Source organism: uncultured Maribacter sp., from assembly GCF_947500985.1.
Classification (GTDB): domain Bacteria; phylum Bacteroidota; class Bacteroidia; order Flavobacteriales; family Flavobacteriaceae; genus Maribacter.
This window is the reverse complement of record NZ_CANMTX010000005.1, coordinates 87,301-108,209: the sequence shown is the minus strand read 5'-3', so window position 1 is coordinate 108,209 and position 20,909 is coordinate 87,301. Positions and strand designations below refer to the sequence as shown.

Below are 20,909 nucleotides of genomic sequence, written 5' to 3'. Positions count from 1 at the left end.
CAATTGTGCTTAAAAAATATCCGTCCGTCCAGTAACGATGGTTATTCAGCTAAAAACAAGGTGCTTATTTTAATAAAGAATTAAATTGTAATCAATAACTAATTTCAAATTATGCAGATAAAGGAATCCTCAGAAATCTTTGATGTTATCATCGTAGGTTCAGGAGCTGGTGGTGGTATGGCTACCAAACAATTGGCAGATGCAGGTTTAAATGTAGCTGTTGTTGAAGCGGGTCCATTTTTTGATCCAGCTGATCCAAAGACCATGACGCAATTAAAACAACCATATGATTCTCCAAGAAGAGGAGCAGGTACAGATAGAGCTTTTGGTGAATGGGATATGTCATGGGGAGATTGGGAAGTAGAAGGAGAGCCATATACACATGCAGAAGGTACTGAATTTAAATGGTGGCGAGCAAGAATGCTTGGAGGACGAACTAATCACTGGGGACGTATTTCTTTACGTTTCGGACCAAAAGATTTTAAAGGAAAAACCCGTGATGGTCATGGCGATGACTGGCCAATAGGATACGAAGATGTTAAACCATATTACGATAAATTAGACAAGTTAATTGGTGTATTTGGCACCAATGAAGGTAGAGAAAACGATCCTGACGGATTCTTTCTTCCTCCCCCGAAACCAAGATTGCACGAGTTGTTTTATATCAACGGGGCAAAGAAGTCGAACATACCGGTAATTCCGGGGAGACTTTCAATGTTGACCAAAAGAATTAATGAAGATCGTGGCGTTTGTTTCTATTGCGGACAATGCGGTAGATCATGTCAAATTTACGCCGATTTCTCAGCAGGTAGTTGTTTGATCTTTCCGGCTCAAAAGAGTGGCGGTCAAGTGAAATTATTTGTGAATTCAATGGTACGTGAGGTTCTTACCAACGAAGAAGGTAAAGCAACAGGTGTATCTTACATCAACAAAGAAGATAGAAAAGAATATACACTTAGAGGTAAAGTGGTAGTATTGGCTGCATCTGCATGTAGTTCTGCACGTATACTATTAAACTCTAAGAGTAAGCAACACCCTAATGGGTTAGGTAATAGTAGTAACCTTGTTGGTAGGTATTTACATGATTCAACAGGATCAAGTGCATCGGGTGTAATACCAGGTTTAATGAACAGAAAGACATCTTATAATGAAGATGGTGTAGGTGGTATGCACGTTTACTCACCATGGTGGGGCGATAATTCTAAATTAAATTTCCCCAGAGGATATCACATAGAAGTTTGGGGTGGTATGGGTCAGCCAAACTACGGTTTTGGTTGGGACCCGAATGCCATGAACCAATACTTCGGATTAAAATCAGGAGGATATGGAGATAGCTTACGTGATGATGTAAAGAAATATTACGGTTCCGTTATAGGATTCGGTGGTCGTGGAGAAGCGATCGCTTACAAAGATAATTACTGTGAAATCGACCCTACAACAGTAGATCAATTTGGTATACCGGTTTTGAAGTTTAACTATAAGCATTCAGAATACGAAGTAAATCAGGCGAAGCACATGCAAGATACTTTTGAGGAGATTATTCATAACATGGGTGGTCACTATTTAGGTGATAAGCCAGGAAAGGATAAAGATTACGGATTAAACAAACCAGGTGAGATTATTCACGAGGTAGGTACAACCAGAATGGGAGATGATCCTAAAACATCGGTGACCAATAAGTTTCAGCAGTTACATGATGCAGACAATGTATTTATAGTAGATGCAGGGGTTTTTGTATCTCAAGCAGATAAGAACTGTACTTGGACGATTATGGCGCTTTCATGGAGAGCATCAGATTATATCATTGAACAATTAAAGGCACAAAATATTTAGGATGATGGATAGAAGAAAGAGTTTACAAACTTTAATACTTGGTGGTGCTGCGGCAACTTCTGGGCTGGTCTTCAATTCATGTAAGACTGAAAATGGCGAATCTGTAGATCAAGATATTGTAGCAAGTAGCGAAAAATATTTTGGTAGAACGCCAGAAGAATTGGATCGTATAGAAAAATTAAATGCAGAGCAATTGTTCAACGAGCATGAGATGGAAACTATTGCAGCTTTAAGCGTAGTGATACTTCCTCCAAAAGAGCCACATGGTGGTCCTATAGAGGCAGAAGTGCCAGCGCTAGTAGAATTTATGGGTAAAGATATTCCAGAAATGGCTCCTACACTATTAGGAGGACTAATGTGGTTAGATCATAAGAGCAATACTGAATTTGGTACTGAATTTAAGTCGGCTACCTTAGAGCAGAAAAAACAGATTTGCGATGAAATTTGCTGGCATGATACAGAGAAACCTTTAAGCGAGCAACCATTAGAAATTCAATTTTTCTATACTATGCGTGGCTTAACCGTTACGGGGTATTATACTTCTAAAGTAGGTATTGCAGATTTAGGATATAAAGGAAATTCACCTAATGTGTGGGACGGTGTACCCCAAGATGTACTTGATCAACATGGTGTCGCTTATGATCCAGAATGGATTGCAAAATGTGTAGACCAAAGTCAGCGTAACGTAATGGCTGAATGGGATGATGAAGGAAATTTACTTACGTAATTGATATAGCGATGATAAAAAAAGTAATGATTGCCACTATCCTTTTGGGTAGTGGTTTTTTAACACAGGCCCAAGAGGTAGGTTTACAGTTGTATAGCCTTAGAAATCAATTTAAAATGGATGTTTCTAACACTCTAGGGTTGATCAATGAATGGGGAATAACCAAAATCGAAGGTGGCGAAACTTATGATATGCCATTGGAAGATTTTAAAGCTTTACTAGCTGAAAATGATTTAGAGATGGTGAGTGTAGGTACTGGGTTCGAGGACTTGGAGAATGATGTAGACAAGGTCATAAAAAATGCCAAAGATTTTGGGGCTAAATATGTAATGTGTGCATGGGTACCTCACGATGATAATAAATGGGATTTAGAAGAAACAAAACATGCTACAGAAGTTTTCAATAAGGCAGGTAAGAAGCTGAAAGAAAACGGACTCGTATTGGCTTATCACCCGCATGGGTATGAATTTAGACCTTATAGAAGTGGTACCTTATTCGATTACATGGCTAAGAATGCAACAGACTTTACTTTTGAATTAGATGTGTTCTGGGCGCAACATGGTGGTGCAGATCCGTTGGCATTGATGAAGAAATATCCGAAGAAATTCACCCTTTTACATTTGAAGGATATGGAAAAAGGGATTGAAGGTAATAATACAGGTCACGAAGAAGATAATACCAATGTTGTCTTAGGAACTGGACAAATAGATATTGCTGGCATAGTTGCCGAGGCTAAAAAATTAGGTATTGAATACATGTTTATAGAAGATGAATCTAAAAATGTCGTTACCCAAGTTCCAAAGAGCTTGGTGTATTTAAAAACCTTGAAGTAAACCAACAACCAACTTGAATGCAAAACCTTCTATTTTTAATTTAATAGGAGGTTTTTTTGTGGCTCTAGAACTGATGATTATGGGGTTTCTTATGTAATTGCTTATTATAAAATTTTAGAGTGTTATTTTTACTTTCATTATCATGAAACGATTTTGCAAAAAAATATAAGTTTCTTACTTATAACTAATTATAAATGAAAAAGACATTAATTTTAGAAACGACGATATCAATTATATTTTTAAATATAATTACACTTGTTGGCTGTAAAACTGAAACTTCCAAAAAAGAGACCACAGCAGAACATGAGCCCTTAGGTCAGATTGTGGTTGATTCGATAATAGAACCTAAAGTAGAGAAACCTGTATTTAAAAGCTTAGAAGGTGTTGCAGATACTACATTCGTTCGATTAGCAGACTATAGCGATGGCTTTGCGTATGACTTAAGATACGCTACGGATAATAACTTTTTAAAAGAGCAGGTATATGATTGTGGTGAATGCTATACCAGGGCAAAAACTGTAAAGGCATTATTAAAAGCAAATGAAGAATTTAAAAAGCACGGCGTAAAAATAAAATTTTATGATTGCTATAGACCTAATTCTGTACAATATAAAATGTGGAAAATAGTCCCTAATCCGCAATACGTAGCCAACCCGGTAAAAGGTTCTATTCACAATAAGGGTGGGGCTGTCGATATTACTTTGGTTACTTTAGATGGAGAAGAAGTAAAAATGCCATCTGATTTTGATTTCTTCGGAAAACGTGCTTATCACGATAATTTTGACTTATCTCAGGAAATTTTAGATAACAGAAAGTTGCTCAAGGAAACCATGGAAAAACATGGCTTTTGGTCCACCAGAACAGAGTGGTGGCATTATAATTTACAAGGAGCATCTCATGACCCTATAGCCGACTTTAAATGGGATTGCGAATAACCTAGTAGACTAAATATGAAAAACACACTATTGTTATTAATGCTGATTGTTATGGGTGATGCCGCTGCCCAAGATACCATTATGCAATTATGGCCAAAAGATAAAATTCCTAACCAGATAAAGAGCTTAGAAAAGGAAGTACATGAACAAAATGAAATTTTGCGAATTAGCAAAGTTCAAGTCCCTTCTATTGAGGTGTATTTACCATCAAAACGAGATGCAACAGGAGAAGCAGTTTTAATTTTTCCAGGAGGAGGATATGGTATACTTGCCTATGATTGGGAAGGTACAGATATCGCAAAATTCTTTAACAGTAAGGGAATTGCAGGGGTGGTGGTAAAGTATCGTTTGCCTTCTGATGTTTCTCAAAAAGATAAAAAATATGTACCACTAATAGATGCTCAGAGAGCTATACGGTTGGTGAGAAATATTGCAGAAAAATTTAATGTTGAGTCGGATAAAATAGGAATAATAGGCTTCTCAGCAGGCGGGCATTTAGCATCGACCTTAGGAACACATTTTAACGAAAAAGTGTATAAAGCTGTTGATGATATTGATAATGAAAGTGCTAGACCAGATTTTATGGCATTGGGGTATCCTGTAATATCATTTGGCGAAATGACACACCAAGGTTCGAAGAATAATTTAATAGGCGAGAACCCAACGATTGACATGGTTGATTATTTTTCGAATGAAAAACAAGTTACAGAACAAACGCCACCAACTTTTTTACTCCATGCTACAGATGATACTGTAGTACCCGTAGAAAATAGCTTGTTATTCTATAAAGCGGTAAAGGATAAAGGGGTTTCTGCAACGATGCATATTTACCCAAAAGGCGGTCACGGATTCGGATTAGGTTTGCATAATGAGCATTTGAAAGATTGGGGAGATAGAATGATAGACTGGATAGTTTCGTTGAGATAACTAATTTAAGTTTTAGGAAAAGATAGATTTTAATTTACAGAACTTTTCTATTTTTGCAATCGGAATTTTCGGGATGTAGCCCTTCGACTACGCTCAGGATAAACTGCACTACAGTGGATCTTAGATAGTTTAAAAATATATAAAATAAGGAAGATAATCTTCCATTAATATTTCGGGATGTAGCGCAGTCCGGTAGCGCACTCGGCTGGGGGTCGAGTGGTCGCAGGTTCAAATCCTGTCATCCCGACTGAATAAGAAAATGAACTGTGAGAACAGTTCATTTTTTGTTTGCAAAAGTGTCAAAAACATAGTTTTTGTAAACGATTGGAAACAAAAAATGAAAAGGCGATAGCCTTCATGTTGTTATTTGCAATGAGTGTTCATTAGGATTATTTAAATCCTTTTTTTTCTTGTTTTTGTAAACGATTGGAAACAAAAAATGAAAAGGCGATAGCCTTTATTTTGTTATTTGCAACAAGGGTTCATTAGGATTATGTAAATCCTTTTTTGTCCTGCTTATGTAAGTGATTGGAATCAAAAAAAGTGAGAAGGCGTTAGCCTTCACTTTATCATTTGCAACGAGGGTTTATTAGGATTATGTAAATCCTACTTTAGTTTAGGAAGCCTTAAAAGGGATGTATTTATCTTGAATAGTATTTTATTTTCTAATTGCTTATATTCCATTGATATATAAACAAATTACTACTGTAGTAGTAGTAGTAAGCATACACGATTTGTTCATTGGAAAAGTAGGCACAAATGAAAAATTTTTCCCCGTTTTTATTTCTTTTAAGTATTACTATTTTAATAGGATGCTCTAGTTCAGAAAATCAAGTAAATAATAGTACTTCAGAAGGTACAGACAGCGTAGAAACACCTGAAAATAATGTTATACCAAATGAAGTTATTAATGGTGATATGCGAGATATATCGCCCAAAGAATTTGTGTTGGACATGGGTTCTGGTTGGAACTTGGGTAATACTTTAGATACTGAAGATGTAGATAAGACAGCATGGGGAAATCCCTTTACAACCAAGGCAATGATTGATGCGATTTCTGAAAAAGGATTTAAAACTTTAAGATTACCAGTTACTTGGAGGTTTCATACAGGCGCAGCACCAGATTATATTTTAGAATCTGACTGGTTAGATAGGGTAGAAGATATTGCAAATTATGCTTTAAATAATGACATGTATGTTATCATCAATGTTCATCATGATGATGAGTGGATCATACCTACGTATGAAAATGCAACGGCAGTAAAAGATCGATTAATAAAAACATGGACACAAATAGCTAATAGGTTTAAACCTTATGGAGATTATGTAATCTTTGAAACTTTAAATGAGCCTCGCCACGAAGGGTCTCCTGAAGAATGGGAAGGTGGCACTGCCGAAGGTAGAGATGTTGTAAATCAATATCACCAAGTAAGTGTTGATGCAATCCGTGCTACGGAAGGCAACAATGCAATCCGAAAAATTATGGTTTCTACTTATGCCGCAGGCACTGGCAAAAACGTACTAGAAGATTATCAAGTACCTAATAATGATGAAAATGTAATAGCATCAATTCATAGTTATTCCCCATATTTATTCTCTTTAGCAGGAACTGACCCAACTTGGGGTACAGATGCTGATAAAGCAGAGCTAACTGAAGAGTTTAATACAATTCAAGATAAGTTTGAGAATGATAGTAGGGCAGTAGTAATGGGTGAATGGGGTTCTACATTTGCAAACAATGAAGCGGATCGTTTGGCTCATGCCGAATATTATGCTGAGTTATGTGCTGAACGCGGTATTTGTCCCATTTGGTGGGATAACGGCAATGCCGATGAATTCGGCATCTTCAATAGAAATACCCTCGAATGGGTTTACCCCGAAATTGCAGATGCTATTGTCAACGCTACGAAGTGATAGATGATTAAACTAATTGAATAAAAAATATCAAAATGAAAATTATTTGTTTTCATTTTGATATTTATAATAAGGGTTTAGTAGTAGGTTTTACTTATCTATCTTTTTTCTCTTCTTTTTTACTTTGGGCTTATCCAATTTCAACTTTTTTTTAATTCTTTTTTCTTCATTCTCTATAAAAGAGAAGTAGTCGTCATTGTATGAATGCTTTTTAGCTTTTTTAAGATACTTCAGAGCATCTTTGTAAGCTTCCTTAGTTTCTAACGCATACGCCTGAAAGCCAAAATATATTTCCTTTTGATATCCCTTTTAAAGTAAGGGAAAAAGCAATTAGTTTATTTGCTCTTTCAATTTCATCAGCCCAAATTAAGTACTTAACGTAAAGTGGATAAACACCCAGATAGTGGCTATCAATTGCAATGACTCTGTCAAAGCAATAAAAGGCTTTTTCATATTGGTTTAAGTTTGCGCCATATACTTTACCTAAAAGACAAAGTGCTGCGCAGTGGTTTTCATCATAAGACAAGGCATAATTTAGTGATTCACAAACTTCGTCCCAATCGTAATCAGATGCCGCCTTTGCCTTTAAGTAATAGGTGTCTGTTATTGTTAGTCCCATTTTTGTTGTTTTAAATCGTTTTTTAGCTTTTGCCGTTTTGGCTTAAAGCTTTTATTCTCTTTTTGATATTTAAAATCTTTTCCCTTAAAAACCCGAATAGGGTTTCCTCGTTGAAGATTCATATGATTCTCCCATTCATCTGTCATCCTGATTTTTAACTGCTCTAGATTAACTTCGTTTACTTTTTCTTTCAATCTAGAAATTGCTATTTTTTTATTTTGGTGTTGTGAGCGGCTATCCATAGTAACTACTTGAACCCCAGTAAGGTTGTGAATTGCTCTTACCGCAGAGTTTACTTTATTTACATTTTGACCACCAGGACCCGTACTTCGCATAGTTTGAAAAGAAATGTCATTATCATTTACATTCATGTTTTCCATTTGCTTCAATTCAAAAACTCCAATAAACCAGTTTTTTCTTTTATGGTATTTTCGAAATGTAGAGATACCAATCCATTGAATGGTTCCCAACCAAGTTGCTAAAAAGGCTTCAAGGTTTTCTCCTGCCAAGCGAATAGTCACCGATTGAACTGTTCCATTTTGGTTTCCTTTTTCTCGGTGTATTATGATATGTTTTAGCCCTTTCATCTTGGTTTCTTCCAAAAATCGTTTAAGTACTTGGGCAACTACCCAGCCACATTCTACTGGACCTCTACCAGATGTTATTTGTATAATTTTTTCCATATTTTTTATTGATAGCCTAGCTTTAGCTTTCTAAAGACTTCGACTGCGCTCAGAATGACAGCTGAGATAATACTACTAGCTGCAACTGCCAACTGAACACTAATGATTACTTATCCATTCGTACTATTTTAGGCGTAAAGGTTCCGATTACTTCAACCAATTCTTGTTGATTAGCCATGACCTTTTTGATGTCTTTATAAGCCATTGGCGCTTCATCAATTCCTCCACCCATAAGGGTTACTTCATTTGAGTCTAGTTGCTTCTTAATCTCACTTCTCGTAAAAGTTTCTTTACACTTTCGTCTTGAAAAAAGCCTTCCTGCACCATGAGAAGCAGAATTTAAACTCTCCTTGTTGCCCAAACCTCTAACGATGTAACCTGGTGCTGTCATGGAACCGGGAATAACTCCCAATTCACCTTTCGCAGCTGGTGTTGCTCCTTTTCTATGGACAATACATTCTTCGCCATTTACCTCTTGTTTCCAAGCAAAATTGTGATGGTTTTCAATTTTAGCCACGGGCTTTTCACCTAAAAGCTTAGCAAGTCTTTCGTGAATATCATCATGACATGCTTTTGCATAATCTCCCGCTAAATTCATTGCCAACCAATATTCTTGCCCGTCATGCGTATTTAAATCTAACCATGCTAAATGTTGAACGTGTCTTGGTAACGGACATTGCTTTGTTGCCAAATAAGTGTAATGCTTAGCAATGTTGGCTCCTAGCCCTCGCGATCCACTATGGGATAATACACCTAGATATTCACCAAATTTCAAACCCCATTCGTTCTTGCTGTCTGTAATAGTGACTTTTCCGAATTCTACGAAATGATTTCCACCACCAGAGGTTCCCAATTGTTTGTATGCCTTATCCTTTAATCTTTTTAGGAGAGGTATATTTTTAAATTCATCTCGCTCAAAAATTTCATGGTCATGCTTTATTTGGTGAGTTTCCCTCATTCCAAATTTGGTATGCTCTGAAAGGAAATTTGCCAATTGGTGTTTCTTTCCTTTGATATATGACACCGGTATTGGATAAATTGTTAAACACATTCGACAACCGATATCGACACCAACCCCATATGGGATCACCGCATTCTTGGTAGCCAAAACACCTCCAATTGGCAAACCATAACCACTATGGGCATCGGGCATTAAAGCGCCAGCAACAGAAATCGGAAGTTTTAAAGCATCATACAATTGGTATTTTGCTTGCTCTTCAATTTCATTTTCGCCATAAATATGAAAAGGTGCTCGTACTGAACTCAGCGCTTGTTTTTTTACTATTACCGGGTCTAATAAACTTTCAGCAATTTTGCCCCAAACACCATCCCCCTTATAGTTTTCAGGATGCAACAACACTTTTTTGGCTTCACTTAATATCTTGTCTTTTTTTACTCTTTTGTGATACCTATTTATTTGACCTAAAGTAATATTGATAGTATTGTTCTTTGGAAAGCCCAATTTTATTAGGTCTTTTCCACTTAATTTCTTTCCCATGATAATTCATTTTAGAGAATAGAATGGCCGTTCCACTTTTGAAAAGCCATACTTAATTTGATAAAATGTCTCGGAAAATTTTGCCTTTAATTAATAGGCATAAAAAAGTCCGAAACTTTAAGGCTTCGGACTTTTAATCATAATCGTATGAAGATTTATGTATATAGGAAGTCCTGAAGCAACGCAGTTAAAGCACTTGGTGCCTTTAGCGTATTCTGATATGTGTTTAAAAAAGTCATATACTTCAGTTTAATATTGTTATGTGCTGTATTGCGGTGCAAATCTAAAAGGTCTTTTTAGATTATGCAAATAAAATTAATTATAATTTATTGATTATCAATTGTTTATATAAAATTTTAGGTATAGGAATTCCTGTCCGTTGTTTAACGGATAGCAGCATATTTCAACAATTTGCTGTTTTTTAAGTGCTTAGCTTTCAAATGGCATTCTTTTTGAATTTTGAGAATTCTTGAAAAAAATACATAAAAAAAGCGTCCAATTTCTTGGACGCTCTAGTTATGTATCTGTTTTTAATAGTATCTACCCATCAATTCGATGCAATCCTAGCTTTACAGCGTCCGGTATGTGATTAAAATGATTTAGCATAATGTACTATTTTTCTTGTTTTTGTTATTATTGTGATGCAAATATGAGATAATTCTAGGAATCAAACCAAATTTTAGGTTGAATTACTCAGAATTCTTGCTATCCCTTGCTCTACGTTTCTTCCTCCAAGGTGCATTTACTTGAAAATCTCCAGCCATAATGCAACCGTAAGGCATTACTTTATCAATAATCTCTCCCAAACCATACTCTTCCATTTGAGAGCGAACGGTTTGCGCATTTTTATAAGCACTAGGTAATTCAGAGATATCAATTTCTTTAGAAAAGAAACGAACATCTAACCCTTCTGTCTCCAAATCGAACAAGGCTTCTTTCGTAAAATCTGCATTGTTTCTTTTGTGTTGGGTACGGCTCATATTTCTACCTGCACCGTGTGGTGCAAAACCTAAATTGTTTGCCGTTGTTTTACCTTCTACAATTAATACAGGTTCTGCCATGTTCAAAGGAATCAATCTAGGTCCCGTAATATCAGGCATAAATTTAGCATCCAACGGAGTTGCTCCTTTAGCATGATAGAACAAATCTCCATCTTTGAAAACAAAATTATGTTCATTCCAGTAACGGTCTTCAGCTTCCATCTCTAGAACTTCTAAAGTGGAGTTATGAATACACTCATGGTTTAACTTGGTCCATTTCCTTATCGTCTGCAAAGCGTTCCAATACATTTGTCCTTCTTCGGTTTCGAAAGGAATCCATGCATTTTGCTTTAAGGCAGCTGGGCAAAGATCTTTTCTGAATCGTTCAGCGATATGCATTCCTTTTTTATATAACCTAGCTCCTGGAGCTCTTGACCCGTGATGCGTAATCATCATAGTATTGCCTGTTTTTTCTGAAATACCAACAAACAAAAAGTGATTACCATCACCTTGGGTTCCTAAATGTTCTATTGCAAGACTTATATCTTTCGGAGTATTCAAAAGTTTGTTGGCTTTAAACTCCGTTGATAATTCTTCAGTCAATTGAAATTGTTTTCCACGTGGTCTTCCTCCAGGTCCAAAATGTGTAATAGAATAAGCAGCGTCTAAAACTAGTTTTGGATTCATTTTTCCGAAATCGGTTAACATTACCGAACAACAGATATCTGCACTATGCATACCTGGGTGAATAGCATTTTTTGCTACAACAACACCACCAACAGGTATTGTACCTAGTGGTCCAGTAGGGCATGCATCAGGCATTATAGCCCCATTGACAGTAGTAGGTGTGCGCATCAAAACTTTCATTGAATCAACTACTTTGGTTACATTGGTCTCTTCCATTTCATTTTCCGCTTTAATGTTTATAGCGAATTCTGCTGCAGTAGTATGTAAATTTATCATAGGTGGTAAACGATATTGTTCTAAGAAATCTAACATAGCTTCTCCTTCTAACTGGTTAGCATTAATATAATCTATGGCTTCTGGAAACCATTTTCCTGAACGAAAACCTAAATCGATTAATTCTTTTCCTGTGATGTTTACTGTATTTTTCATAATTTCTTTTAATTAGCTCTGCCGATTCCATTCGTTCGGCAGAGCACTACATGAAGACTGTTTAACTCGTCTCCTTTATGATTCTGGTACAAACTTGAGAATCATGTGCGCAATTATTTTGCGTAGTTGTTTTTGATTTATTATTTTAAGTAAAAACATTGTTAAATGGCTATCAATAAAAATGCACTTATCCGTTATAAAACCATCGATAAATGTCTTCAGAATAAATACCGTCAATGGACATTAGATGATTTAATCGAAGCTTGTTCAGATGCTTTGTATGAATATGAGGGGCGTGAAATCAATGTAAGCAAGCGTACCGTACAAATGGATATTCAGTTAATGCGAAGCGATAAGTTGGGTTATAATGCACCGATAAAAGTTTACGATAAGAAATATTACAAGTACGAGGAGGATGAGTATTCCATTACTGATATTCCTTTAACAGAAAATGATATGAACGTACTTTCGGAGACTGTAGAAATGCTAAAACAATTTAAAGACTTTTCATTGTTTTCTGAATTAGGGGGCATTATTCAACGTTTAGAAGATAAGGTGTACACAGAGAAAACACATCAAGCTTCAATCATTCACTTAGACAAAAACGAGAACTTAAAAGGGCTTCATTGGTTAGATGAATTGTACCAAGCAATTCAGAAGAAAATAGTATTAACAATAGAGTATCAATCATTTAAAGCAAAGCAGTCTGGGTTGATTCAGTTTCATCCTATATTATTAAAAGAATTCAATAATCGATGGTTTCTAATTGGGAAAGGAGCAAAATCTAGAGGGGTCGTTAATCTAGCTCTAGACCGTATTAAAAGTGTTGATTACAATTTTGTTGAGCCTTATATTCAAGAAGATTTTAATGCAGATGAATTTTATAAGAATGTAATTGGAGTAACTGTAAACCAAGGAGAAAGAGCAGGTAATGTAAAGTTGTGGGTACATCAAAGGCACGCACCATACGTTGAAACAAAACCTTTACATCATTCGCAATGCATTGAAGAAAGAAATGAAGACGGTAGCATAGTTATATGTATTAAGGTAAAATTGAATTTTGAGTTAGAACGAATTATACTGGGTTACGGAGAAGCTATGAAGGTTTTACAGCCAGAGCGATTAATTAAGCGTATTGCACTACGAGTCAATAGAGCAAAGAAGTTATATGATGTTAAGTAAGCTTAATTCAATCCTGTCCATCAATTAGTATTAAGAATAAAAATCCTTGTTCAATTGAACATTTACAGTGCTTTAATTTTTTCATTTTTCTATAAAAATTAAACATGAGTTACTCGTAGCAACATGGTTTTATTCCCTTCGTTTATTCTCAACACCCTGCTTACGACTTTCATACCCACTATTTAAAGGCACTTCTTTGAGAGGAATTGCCCCGGGCTCTTCCATCTTATCAATTATTATTTCAAGATCTTCATCAGCTAATAAGGTTCTTATATGGTCAATGTTATCGCACCATGTTTCCTCTTCATTTTTATCAAGACTCGGAGACCTTTCGTTAGATCGGTTCTCGTCAGCTACAACACGTGCTTGTATTCGGTTGAGGTTTGTCGGACTCATAATTTCAACTCCGTAAAGTGAATTTGATTCCTTTTTTACGACCAGACGACCATCTTCTACCCATGCAGTTTGCATTGTTTCGTTTATGGTATACCCTGCTTTTTCAAGCGCAGATTTTATGGCTATTCTTCTTGCTTCAACGATTCGGTTTTCTGAAGTATTCTTATAAAATGCACTAGCTTTTGCAGCGGTTTCTAACAAATCTGTAAGTGACGAATTTTCGAGTTTCTCTCTCCACTGTGGAATAAATTTAAAATCTTCGCCTAGTGTTTCTATGAGTAATAAGCTATTACTTAAATCTTCGCGAGCTTCTCTAAGTGCAAGTTCATTTTTAGTAAACTCTGCAGCGTCAATAATAAGAGAATCTAATTGAACCTCATAGTTTGCTTCGCTTGAATCAAGTAAACTACAACGATCTATTAATGTTTGTATTTTTTCTTGAGACATCTCATGAACATACATTTCTTTGAGGGTATCTTCTAGTTTTCTTAATCGTGACCTTGTTCCTGGTAGTTTTGCTTTCCAGGCAGTGACCGATAACATACTATCGCCTTGCGATAAACGTTGCTGCATTTCTAATTGTTCTTCAGATAACTCATCTACCTTAGAGATAGATTTTTGTAGCACTTCATATAACTTATCTATTTGCAATTTATATGTGGCAAGGTGACTCTTGGTGATAATACTCGGAGCATTAAAAGGTTCAATAGAAATATTATTTTCTATTGATAGTGCTTTCAACTCGTTATGGGTACTTTTTAGATGTTTAAAACTATCCCAATCTGTGGTACGCTCGCTAGCTACTTTTTTTTGTAATTTCTTTAATTCAGCGTTTAAGAATTCAATTTGTTGCGGTACTTCTTGTTCAATTTGCAAGTAATCATCGATGGTTAAATTGGCAAAATGTTCATATCTTTCTGTTAAGCCTTTCTCCAAATCTTTGTCTAATAGATTATTATTTCTAGCATAATCTTCAGTTCGTTTTAAGGCATATGCAAGTTGTGATAGCCATCGATCTTTTATGATTTGTCGTTCTTGTGGTGTAACAATACATACTACTTTAGGTCCGCTCATGTATTTTGTATAAGTGCCAATTCAATGGCGTTTTTTAATTTTAATTGCTCCTCTTGTGTATTCTCAAGCCACTGGTAAGAGGTGGTTCTGTGAATATGTGGAATGGACCTTTTTAAAACTTTAGGTCGCCACAGTTCTCTATAACGAGCCTGCTTTAAAAGACTATCATACGGGGCGTCACATTCTATACCCAATATAAAATGACCACGTTTTTTGTCTCTAATGGCAAGGTCCATATAGAATACGGAGTTCTCATTGTCTTCTACAGTTTCATAGCCTAAGCTTTCAACGAATGCCTTAACGATATTTTTAAATCCATCATTTCTAACCTTTGTTATTTGTTGATGATCACTAGTGGATAAAAGACGTAAAGTTTTAGTAGCAATATCTATTTGCTCGTTAGAGTGTATTTCCGCATAGTTAAGATAGGTTTGTATATAGTCCCGTGGTTTAGAGGCTAGTCTACCTGTAGACAAAATATCTGATATTGCTTGGGTAGGCATAGAGGTGGCAATTACCACTTTGTTTCTTGCTCTGGTAATAGCCACATTAAGACGGCGTTCACCACCGCGATGTCCTAGCGCTCCAAAATTACGACGGAAGGCTCCTAATGGGTTAATACCAAAAGTGGTGCTGAATAAAATCATATCCCGTTCATCTCCTTGAACATTTTCCACATTTTTAACGAAGAAGCCCATATCCTCTCCATCTTGCTGTTTATTACGTGCTATGGTTAGTGCACGTCCAAATGTATCATCTTGTGCAGCATGTTGTTCTATGGTATCTTCTATAAGTTCTGCCTGCTTTTTATTGAAGGTAACAATACCCGTACTTAGTCTCTCGTGTTCAGGAAGCGTCCAATGTTCGGCTAAATATTCAATTAGGGTATTTGCTTCTGCAACATTGGTTTGTTCGTCATAGATTCCGTTAACACGAAGAACTTCAATAGGCTTTACAACGGTAATTTCTTCTTTAGGGTGATATGCAGGAATATGAAGCATGGCATCATAGAACGCATAATTGGAAAAGTTGATGAGCGCCTTGTATTTTGATCGATAATGAATTTGTAGGGTAGTGGTAGGCAAAACTGTTTTAGCCAGTGATAAAAGATCCGGACTGTCTTTTACCTCTTTTTTATTCCACGCATCCTCATAATTTTCAAGCTCCTCTTCAGAATGGTCTTCGTCAAGTTCTGCCTGATCTAGTTCATCATCATTCTCTTCTAATTTTTTAGTAAAAAATCCTGTAGGGGGCATTTGTTTTTCATCACCACTTATTATCACCCGTTTTCCTCTATAAAGTGCAGGTATGGCATGATCCACTAGCATTTGCGATGCCTCGTCGAAAATAACAACATCAAACATACCGGCTTGTAGCGGTAATGCCTGAGAAACCACTTCTGGATTCATAAGCCAAACAGGTCTTAATTCTAATAGGCCTAAAGGCTCACCTTCCGAAATAAATTCACGGAGTTTTTTATAATTCTTACCTCTTAATCTGGTAATACTATTCCATGCGGTTTGCGATTCTATATCATCAAAATTATAGTTAAGGGCTAAAATATTCCGATTAAGCGCTTTCATTGCCTCTAGATTATCTTCTAGATCACTAATTTTATTAAGTACCTCGCTCTCGGCCATAAGCATGGATGGGTATGACTTTTCTATACGCTGCTTCCAAGCCAATAAACCTTCACGATGTAGTGAAGTGCCAATAATAGTTGACCATTTTTCCTGAGAAAAACTTGATATTTCTTTTTCGTAGTTTCTGAGAATAGCGAATATTTCTATGAGCTTATTTTTAGACGGACTGTCATTGAAGCGTATTCTGAATTTTTGATAGGGAACAAAAGCAGTCATATCAGCAATGATATTCTCCATTATGTCTAAGTCGGTGTCGTTTTGCACTATTGCACCATTAAATGCGGAGACGGATTCTGGTGTTAACCATTTTTCTAGCACCTGTAATTTTTCAATAGATTGTTGCCTGTTTTTATAACGTTTGCTGGCACTTTCTAAAGCAACTGAAAATTCTGTATACCCATTTTCATTTCCGGTTTCTAAAACTGTTCTTGCTTCTTCTTTCGCTGGACAGCTTTTTAAAATACGTACTAATGAACTGGCTTGTTCAAGTTCACGCGCAGTTGATTTTATGTCTACCGCTAGTCGTCTTGGTTCTTCTATAACGAGCGAATTGGTTTTTAGCTTTACCAGATGTTGGGCATATTCATTACAGTAAGCTCTAAAATTGTTCTCATAGCTTACGGCAGTTTGTAATTCTCTAACGGTTTTTTCGGTTAATTGAAGATTGTGCTTATTCGCTACTTTTTTAAGTTGTGATTTAGATAGCCAATAGAAAGGATTGAGCACTTTTAAACTAGAAGTACTCAAGTAGGTAGCACAAGCTTTATTTAATTTCAATACTTTTTCATCATCTAAAGAATCAAAATATTGAGCGAATCGGTCGTCTTGATAATTGGATATCAATAGTTCTACTTGCGCTAATAAATTGAGAAGTTTATCATGAATATCATCTCCTATAGAACGGTTGTCAAATTCATCATAAAGAAGGTCTAGCCAGAGTTGACTTTGAGAAGCCTGCGGTTTTGATACATTAAGTAATACTTCTTTATGTTCAGTTAACCATTCACTATAATGGGCGGCGTTTGGGGTGTCTAACTTTCCAGAGGTTTCTTTAATGAATTGTACACGTTCTTTCTCTGCTTCGTAAAAGGTCTTTAAGTCATTGGTTAATACACTTTCTGTAGTGCTGTCAAAAGAAGTGACTTGTAGGTTTTGAAGATGGTTGTTTTCATATTTAGACGGAACCCAGTCTGTTATTAAACTACTTATTTCTTCAATATGGATGTTAAGCTTATTTCTAGTGCTGTTTTCAAAAAGCATTCTCAGCTCTGGAACTTCAATGTATTCTTTAGAGGTAATATCAATTAATTCTGAAAGTACATTGCGATAGCTTAAACCAGAAGTTTCGTCTACAAGATGAATTTGATGCGATAGTACATCAAGATTAGCCTCTATTCGATCAATTTTTTTTCCTAGATTTTCGCGTTTCTGTGCAAGGTTATCTAATGTATTTTGATTGTAAGGTTGAGAATAATAATGCGCTACTTGTTCTCGAATACCTTGTATTATGGGTTGGCGGTCTCTTGCTAAGTCTGTAATCAACAAAGCTCTCTTTTCTAGACCTACAGCCTGTAATCTTTTTAGAATAACTTGTATTGCAGCTCTCTTTTGAGAAATGACCAATACTTTTTCTTTACGACCAATACAATCTGAAATTATATTGACAATGGTTTGACTTTTCCCTGTACCCGGTGGACCTTCTATTACAATACCTGGAGCTGTTCTACTTTTTAGTACGGCATTATCTTGAGATGGGTCAATTGCCATTGTAGTGTAGCGGTCATTTTCTGTACTATCGGCAACCTGTTCTATAATTTCAGGTTCAGATATTTTTAAGATAGGCTCCATTGACGAACCTGTATGCGGTAATTTTTGTAATAGTCTTAAGTCTTCACTAATAGCCTGACCTGTAAAATTAGCATTAAAGAATACTGCAGATGGATGAAGCTCCGTTCCAACTTCATCTCTTTTAAAGTTAACGCTAGGGTGGGCGGCAAGCTCGTTGCTCTTGGCAGGAAAACATGCGCTAAAAGCATCTATAATTTCAGAACTATGCAGCGATTGTCTCCCAAGAATCTCACGGCTTATTTTTTCTATTTTTTTGTAGCTATCAGGATCTAATGTATTTGCAAGAGCAGGATTCAGTCTTACTTCACCTTGGGCATAATCAAAACTGATTTTTAGAGATGTAGTTGCCCGTGAGCTAAAGTCTAGATGAACGGGCCATAATAGAATAGGCATTATGCGCGGCCTGTGGGTCATTTTCTGTTGGGCGATCAAAAAAGGAAAACCCATAAACAGGGAATCTAGTCCCGTATCTCTTTTAAAATTGGCAGCTTTAAGCAGCATTCTTCTAGTGCGTCTTGCTAATAGTGCATTTTTATTGAAAGCCAAGGGGTCTACATTTTCAGTACCTGTAGACCTTTTAAGAATGTTTTGAACAAGTTTCTCCGTAGTTTTTAAGCTTGTGCCAAGTTCATTTAAATCTATACGTGCAGAGTGTTTTGATATGATTAACCTAACCAATGGTCCTCTAGAAGAAGCGTACACAACTTTTTTCTCAAAATGGCGTAATAAGCTAGAGCCGTATTCATGTTTAGGTGGGGCAATCCATCTATTTTTTGGTACGGAAAGACATAAAACTGAAGGTATTATGGGCAATCGCTTTTCAATTCTAAAACGATCTGCCCATCTATCTAGCGCTTCATTATTACAGCGAGAGAAACCTTCTAAATGGTTGTTGAGCATCTCAAAAATCTCTAATCTATACTTTACAAGGCATGCTTCATAAAAAGGAATATTGAGTTCTAGATCATGCTTTTTTGCAAGTTTTTTCGTCTTGTTTAAAAGTTCTTCAAGTGTAATAAACTGATCACGGTTGGCACTTAAAACAAGTATCATATCTTCTTCCCGCACACGTAGATTACTCATGACATCTGAGAGACCGCCATTATGAGCATCCGGGTAGAGTCGGCGTAAGAAATCTAATTCAGATTTAAGTTTAACTCGAGAAGAACTAAGGCTGTAGATTAAAAACTTATCGTTGTCTAATTGAATTGCCTGATTTTTGGCTTTACGCGCAATGTTAGCTTTTCTTTCTTTAAGTTGTGTAAGCCACTTTTCTCGCTGGATACTTGCAAGATAATCGGGCACTTGGCTTTCAACAAGTTTAATAGCTTCTTTCGTATTCCCTATTAGCCATGCCGGGATTACGATCTGTCCACGCCAAGTTAACGGTAATGACTCGTTTAAGATCATTAAGGCTAGTGGGTAGCGCCATTCTAGCGCAATGTCTTCTTTGTTTCTAAGATTACGTACGGCAGCAGATTTTTGGTCATTACCAAGTACTTCACTTACCCAACTTGCAAGAGAACCAGAATTAAAAAGCGATAAACCCTCTTCCCAATGTTCTTCTTCGGCAGCGGCTAGTGCAAAAAAAGCAACATTGGTGTAGCTTTCAGAACCTAACGTAATCTTCTTTTCTTTTTTTGTAGTTGTTGTATGCTGTTCTACAGGAGCTAAGACCTCTTCATTTTTGAGCCATTTATCAACCTGTTCCCAATTCCAACGTTTAACTGGGTCTCTGTAAAGTAATCCCTTAAGTAAAAGTAAAATGCGCTCATCAATAGAAGGCGGAATATCCACACCCCTAGTGATTAAATGTATCATAAAGGCTTTGTCATTGATATTGTCAAAGAAAGCCCCTTTTGTAATGTGTTCCAAAACAATCATACCAAGGCTCCACCAATCTGAAGCGGGACTAATTCCGCCAATAATCGCTTCTGGGGCGGTGTACCTAGTAAGTTCTATAGGCGTGTCGGTATCAAGGTCATAATCAGACAAACGAGCCGAACTAAAATCTATAATTACAAGATCAAAACTTTCTGAATTTCTCAAGAGTATATTAGTAGGGCAAATATCGCGGTGTCGTATGCCTGCTTCAGAAAGGTCGTGTATGGCTCGGCCAACCTCATCTACTAGTTTTTCAATCTTGTCTAATTCTAAGTACCCCAATTTATCTAAAGATCCACCTGCGATACGCTCTGAGACCTCAAAAAATCGTCCATTCCAAGTACCCGTTTTTATGAGTGTTGCAACATGGTCGGTATCCTTTTTGTCCAATACCTTATAAATGCCCTTGTCTGGCTCGCTGTTTTCGAAATATAGGGTGAGAAAATATTCTTTATCTGCAGTGTCTTTAACGATATAACACTCTTTGGTGGTGCGTTGTGTCTTTACAGTTTTTACAATCTGATATTCGTCTATTTGCTTAGCATCTGCATTTTTTTGAGGTGTGGATACTGTTTCTATATCTGCACCACATTCCATACACATAAAGTCGTTTGGCTGTACTTCGTGTCCGTTAGTACAGTGGCGTGCAATGTTGACTATAGGGGTATTTTTAATTTCTATTTTACCGCCCTTAGGTGTTTGTGTAACGTTCATTAACAACCAACTACACGTAGCATCGTTGACCGTATTTTGGCAATACATCTCTTGAACAGGACGTTCACTTTGGCAAGCAGGACAAACTCTTACAAATTCCATA

The 20,909-nt window shown here is 36.4% G+C and carries 13 protein-coding genes and 1 tRNA gene; 8 read left to right on the top strand and 6 right to left on the bottom strand.

Annotated elements, in window-relative coordinates; translation table 11 throughout:
* The first annotated feature begins 111 nt into the window (after positions 1-111).
* The 7 genes from Q0871_RS12400 to Q0871_RS12370 all read left to right on the top strand — a co-directional run bounded on the left by Q0871_RS12400 (position 112) and on the right by Q0871_RS12370 (position 7,169).
* Positions 112-1,833 (top strand): GMC family oxidoreductase, encoded by a 1,722-nt coding sequence (locus tag Q0871_RS12400; RefSeq protein WP_299323835.1) that lies wholly within the window; start codon positions 112-114, stop codon positions 1,831-1,833.
* A 4-nt stretch (positions 1,834-1,837) separates the two neighbouring features.
* A complete protein-coding gene (locus Q0871_RS12395; protein ID WP_299323831.1) occupies positions 1,838-2,560 on the top strand; it encodes a gluconate 2-dehydrogenase subunit 3 family protein in 723 nt (240 codons plus the stop codon).
* Between the two features lie 11 nt (positions 2,561-2,571).
* Entirely contained in the window at positions 2,572-3,393 is an 822-nt protein-coding gene (locus Q0871_RS12390; RefSeq protein ID WP_299323827.1) for a sugar phosphate isomerase/epimerase, read from the top strand.
* A 194-nt stretch (positions 3,394-3,587) separates the two neighbouring features.
* A complete protein-coding gene (locus Q0871_RS12385; protein ID WP_299323822.1) occupies positions 3,588-4,328 on the top strand; it encodes a M15 family metallopeptidase in 741 nt (246 codons plus the stop codon).
* A gap of 15 nt (positions 4,329-4,343) precedes the next feature.
* Positions 4,344-5,255, top strand: a complete 912-nt coding sequence (locus tag Q0871_RS12380) for an alpha/beta hydrolase (RefSeq protein ID WP_299323819.1) — start codon at positions 4,344-4,346, stop codon at positions 5,253-5,255.
* A 173-nt stretch (positions 5,256-5,428) separates the two neighbouring features.
* Positions 5,429-5,502: transfer RNA gene (locus Q0871_RS12375), tRNA-Pro, on the top strand.
* 512 nt (positions 5,503-6,014) lie between these two features.
* Complete coding sequence (locus tag Q0871_RS12370; RefSeq protein ID WP_299323814.1) at positions 6,015-7,169, top strand: glycoside hydrolase family 5 protein; 1,155 nt, start codon at positions 6,015-6,017, stop codon at positions 7,167-7,169.
* 253 nt (positions 7,170-7,422) lie between these two features.
* Here the strand turns inward: Q0871_RS12370 and Q0871_RS12365 are convergent, their stop codons facing one another.
* The 4 genes from Q0871_RS12365 to Q0871_RS12350 form a co-directional block, all read right to left on the bottom strand.
* Positions 7,423-7,788 (bottom strand): hypothetical protein, encoded by a 366-nt coding sequence (locus Q0871_RS12365; protein ID WP_299323811.1) that lies wholly within the window; start codon positions 7,786-7,788, stop codon positions 7,423-7,425.
* Positions 7,779-8,471, bottom strand: a complete 693-nt coding sequence (gene prfH, locus Q0871_RS12360) for a peptide chain release factor H (protein WP_299323807.1) — start codon at positions 8,469-8,471, stop codon at positions 7,779-7,781. The genes Q0871_RS12365 and prfH overlap by 10 nt, the downstream gene beginning before the upstream one ends.
* A 106-nt stretch (positions 8,472-8,577) precedes the next feature.
* Entirely contained in the window at positions 8,578-9,969 is a 1,392-nt protein-coding gene (locus tag Q0871_RS12355) for an RtcB family protein (protein ID WP_299323802.1), read from the bottom strand.
* Between the two features lie 689 nt (positions 9,970-10,658).
* Positions 10,659-12,065, bottom strand: a complete 1,407-nt coding sequence (locus Q0871_RS12350; RefSeq protein WP_299323797.1) for an RtcB family protein — start codon at positions 12,063-12,065, stop codon at positions 10,659-10,661.
* 165 nt (positions 12,066-12,230) lie between these two features.
* Here Q0871_RS12350 and Q0871_RS12345 point away from each other — a divergent pair, with 165 nt between their 5' ends.
* The gene (locus tag Q0871_RS12345) at positions 12,231-13,247 is read left to right on the top strand and encodes a WYL domain-containing protein (protein ID WP_299323792.1); all 1,017 of its coding nucleotides are present in this window, start codon (positions 12,231-12,233) and stop codon (positions 13,245-13,247) included.
* A 129-nt stretch (positions 13,248-13,376) separates the two neighbouring features.
* Here Q0871_RS12345 and Q0871_RS12340 read toward each other — a convergent pair whose 3' ends face one another.
* Together Q0871_RS12340 and Q0871_RS12335 are read right to left on the bottom strand one after the other, a co-directional pair.
* Positions 13,377-14,717: a hypothetical protein gene (locus Q0871_RS12340; protein WP_299323787.1), complete on the bottom strand. Its 1,341-nt coding sequence runs from the start codon at positions 14,715-14,717 to the stop codon at positions 13,377-13,379.
* Entirely contained in the window at positions 14,714-20,908 is a 6,195-nt protein-coding gene (locus Q0871_RS12335) for an AAA domain-containing protein (protein WP_299323781.1), read from the bottom strand. Before Q0871_RS12335 ends, Q0871_RS12340 begins: the two co-directional genes overlap by 4 nt.
* Position 20,909: the final 1 nt, after the last annotated feature.